We start from the raw sequence: 3,229 nt of genomic DNA, 5'->3' as shown, positions 1-3,229 counted from the left end.
TCATGAGAAAGCCCATATAAATGGGTAGAGTACAAGTTGCTGTAGAAGCATTTTTAATTCGTCTGATCACAGATACTTTATAAAGTATTTTAATACTTTTTTGAATCCGTCAATGCGTAAGTCCTATTATTATATATAAAAATAAAATATCAAGATTTAGACGAACACTTCAAGACCATGCTTGAGCTCAATGCAGAAGCTGCAAGATTGACTTTTTTTAGCGCATATAAGGTGATGCGTTCAAATCATCATTGAACACCTGATTAATTTCTTGCTGTCGCTTTAACTCTGCATTTTTATAAACACTAAACCCTAAGAACACAATGCTGAGTATAAAAATTGGTATCAGTATTTTTTTCATAACAAAATTTTATTCATGTTTAAATATTTGGCTATAATAACAAAAAACTTAAACAAAAAAGTGACGTGTTTCACAATTTTATATCTTATTAAGTCATTTAATAAGCTATTTGTTCGATCAATGTTAACTTTGTAATATATTTTAGACTGATAGACAAGATAATAACTGAATGTTTTTTCGAAGCCTTTTCCGCAAAAAACCTCAAATCATAGATCATTTCACCTGCGAAATTTAAAGCACGATCAATTTCACAGACCCACCATTACATCTCGAATGAAGAAGATAAAAAAAGCCGCTGAGTTCTAAGCAGCGGCTATTCATATTCTTTTCGGTCTAAGTTTTTCAATTTCGAAATTAAGCGGCTTGTTGTTCGTCTCGCTTAAAGACCAATTCGCCCTTTAAGCTACTCTCTGCATCGAAATAATAACCATCGGTATTGAAGGACTTAATGTCTTCAATACGTTCAATTTTATTTTCCAACAAATAACGCGCCATTAAGCCACGTGCCTTTTTGGCATAGAAACTGATGACTTTATATTTGCCGTTCTTTTGGTCCAGAAAAACAGGCTTGATGATTTCGGCTTTGATTTTTGCTTCTTTTACCGACTTATAGTATTCATCTGAAGCGATGTTGACCAAAATTTCAGAACCCGCTTTTGCCAAATCATCATTAATCAGATTGGTGATGATATTGTCCCAAAACTCGTACAGGTTATGTCCACGTGGGTTTTGTAACTTGGTTCCCATTTCTAAACGATATGGCATCATTAGATCAAGCGGACGCAATAAACCATAGAGACCCGAGAGCATACGCAAATGGGTTTGTGCATATTGAAGGTCGGTATTTGCAAGTTTGTATGCATCTAAACCCGTATAAACATCACCTTTAAAGGCAAAGATTGCTTGGCGTGCATTCGCAAAATCAAAATCAGGCTGCCAATCTCGGAAGCGTTCAACATTTAATGTCGCAATTTTCTCACTGACACTCATCAAGCTTGAAATTTCACTCGCCGACAATTTACGTGCGACTGAGATCAATTCTTCAGAATGATCTAATAGTCGTGGTTGAGTAAATTTTTCAGTCGGTAAAGCGGTTTCGTAATCTAAAGTTTTTGCTGGAGAAATTAAAGCGAGCATAAACATCCTGATTAATTTTTAATTAAACAAACTATAACAGTAGAGTAATTTCAAAGCCAATCTGTGTTTTAGATAATATTAATCTGTAAACTATAGTCTCTCCCGCTTTCACATTTTAGTAATTATGTCAGAACAAATGTTCATTCAAGGGCCGATGGGTCAACTTGAAATTTTTGTTGATTATCCACAGGGTGAAGTGAAAGGATTCGCGGTAGTTACACACCCTCACCCATTGCAAGGTGGCACACCACAGCACAAAGTCCCTGTGCTTTTAGCACAAATGTTCTTAGAGCGTGGCTATGTTGTCTATCGCCCAAGTTTCCGTGGTTCTGGCCAAAGTGCAGGAATACATGACGAAGGCAATGGTGAAACCAAAGACACTATGCAAGTCATTGAATTTGCTCGTAACCAACATCCGAACCTGCCATTTTATGCAGGCGGTTTTAGTTTTGGTGCAAATGTCATGACTAAATGCTATGCCCTATTGCCAGTAGAATTGCAGCCTGTACAAACTATTTTATGTGGCCTACCAACCACAACAGTTGCAGGTGTGCGTCACTATGTGACTCCGCATATTAAGGGTGATATTTTATTTATTCATGGTGAAGAAGATAATGTCACACTGTTATCTGACTTGATTCAGTGGGCCAAACCACAGCGCCATTTAATCACGGTTTTACCAGGTGCAAACCACTTCTTTACAGGTTATCTAAAACAGCTTCGTATCGCGATTTCACGCTTTTTAGTATAAAAAATACAAAAAAATGAGTCAGCTTAACTGGCTCATTTTTTTTGCCTAGCGAACGCTCTATTCCCCCAATATTTCAGATAAACTGAACTACTCGCTTTTCGATTTATCCATTTTTTTTTGCATTAGCGATCATAATTCGTTCAACATGTAATGACTTAAGCCGATGCTCGTTTAATTTTGATTACGCCTCAATTTTTTATCTAAAAAACCAATAATTTACTTGTTTAAATAATCAACTACAGAAATAATACCCAGAAAAATTAAGATAAAATTTAGAGGGAAAAATGAAATTTATTGTTGCTGTGATTTTAAGTCTAGGCATTGCAGCTTTGGTCTATTATTTTAATTCAACCCCATCCACAACGACAAATTTGCCAGCATCTACGGTTGCTGCGAACGATGGTCCCAAAGCCTATTTGACTGCGTCATACAAGATGAATGTCGATGGTCGTGATTTTAGCTTAAAGATGGTCTATGACTTTCCCAACAGCCAAGTGTGCGAAGCCCAACTCAACAGCACTGACACCATGAATATGATCTCAACCTTTAAGCAACGCTGTTCGAGTGACTCGGTGTGTAAAGAAGCTGAAATTTCATCTTGTTCATCTTTTACCGATCAAAAATATAAAGATATGCTCGATAAAAACTATCATGACACTCATTATATTTATTTAAGCGATAGCAAATTGACTGATCAACGTGGTGTGATCGTGTTTTGGGGACTCAATGAACAAGAGTCAGAAAAAATGTGTGACTATGTGAAAAAGAGCAATCGAACCATTAATCCAATCAATATTGAATGTCTATAACCTTGTTCAATACATTCTGTTAAAAAACAAAAAAGCAGCGCTATGCCACTGCTGTCCCATAGTTTGCTTTAAATAAAAAAACCTGAGTCCTAACAGTTAAAATATGAGTGCAAACAAACACTTTAACGACCAGGATTCAGGTTTTGTCACATCAGAATACCGTATTTCATG

At 36.2% G+C, this 3,229-nt stretch carries 3 protein-coding genes; 2 read left to right on the top strand and 1 reads right to left on the bottom strand.

The window, feature by feature from the left end:
• Positions 1 to 715: 715 nt before the first annotated feature.
• On the bottom strand, positions 716 to 1,498 hold the full coding sequence (gene yaaA, locus FTV03_RS17355) for a peroxide stress protein YaaA (RefSeq protein ID WP_168379341.1): 783 nt from the start codon (positions 1,496 to 1,498) through the stop codon (positions 716 to 718).
• A gap of 124 nt (positions 1,499 to 1,622) precedes the next feature.
• Here yaaA and FTV03_RS17350 point away from each other — a divergent pair, with 124 nt between their 5' ends.
• Positions 1,623 to 2,249 carry an alpha/beta hydrolase gene (locus tag FTV03_RS17350; RefSeq protein ID WP_078189088.1) on the top strand — a complete coding sequence of 209 codons (627 nt, stop codon included), beginning with the start codon at positions 1,623 to 1,625 and terminating at the stop codon, positions 2,247 to 2,249.
• A 284-nt stretch (positions 2,250 to 2,533) separates the two neighbouring features.
• On the top strand, positions 2,534 to 3,058 hold the full coding sequence (locus FTV03_RS17345; RefSeq protein ID WP_168379340.1) for a hypothetical protein: 525 nt from the start codon (positions 2,534 to 2,536) through the stop codon (positions 3,056 to 3,058).
• Positions 3,059 to 3,229: the final 171 nt, after the last annotated feature.

The sequence above is a fragment of the Acinetobacter sp. YH12218 genome, assembly GCF_013417925.1.
GTDB classification, from domain to species: Bacteria; Pseudomonadota; Gammaproteobacteria; order Pseudomonadales; family Moraxellaceae; genus Acinetobacter; species Acinetobacter amyesii.
The sequence above is the reverse complement of the archived record's forward strand: the minus strand, read 5'-3'. Positions and strand labels throughout refer to the sequence as shown.

Excerpts from the sequence above, each read along its gene's own strand:
- yaaA (WP_168379341.1), bottom strand. The coding sequence starts at position 1,498 with ATGCTCGCTTTAATTTCTCCAGCAAAAACTTTAGATTACGAAACCGCT.
- FTV03_RS17350 (WP_078189088.1), top strand. The coding sequence starts at position 1,623 with ATGTCAGAACAAATGTTCATTCAAGGGCCGATGGGTCAACTTGAAATT.
- FTV03_RS17345 (WP_168379340.1), top strand. The coding sequence starts at position 2,534 with ATGAAATTTATTGTTGCTGTGATTTTAAGTCTAGGCATTGCAGCTTTG.